The 418-nt window shown below is 48.1% G+C and carries 1 pseudogene; it reads right to left on the reverse strand.

From position 1 onward, the window contains the following. A pseudogene (locus ACY2RU_RS17850) lies at positions 1-418 on the reverse strand (T9SS type B sorting domain-containing protein); the annotation flags it as partial.

The raw sequence follows: 418 nt of genomic DNA on the forward strand, positions 1-418 counted from the left end.
TCGCGGATAATCTATAACACCCACAGGAATCTCAACACTACCACATCCATAAATATCACGGATCGTGATAATATGATCCCCTGGCTGTACATCACCAAAGGTACCACTCTCCTGGAAAGGACCCGCATCCAACTGGAACTCATATGTACCATCACCCGTAGCAAAGGCCTCTATAACATGCTCTCCAGCAAAGGCTCCACTAACTACTTCAGCACCAAAATCTAACGGCGGCGATGACTGCTGCACCTCTACACTATAGCTTCCACTACAGCCCGTTGCAAATTCAGTAACAGTAACCGTATAGGTGCCTCCTACAACAGCAACAATAGAACTACCAACCTCTGGTAATGGCTGTCCGTTGACCTCCCACATAAATCCATAGAGCGACTCATCTAAGCCCGTCTCGATCGTTGGTGGG

Source organism: Ulvibacter sp. 2305UL32-6 (genome assembly GCF_058148545.1).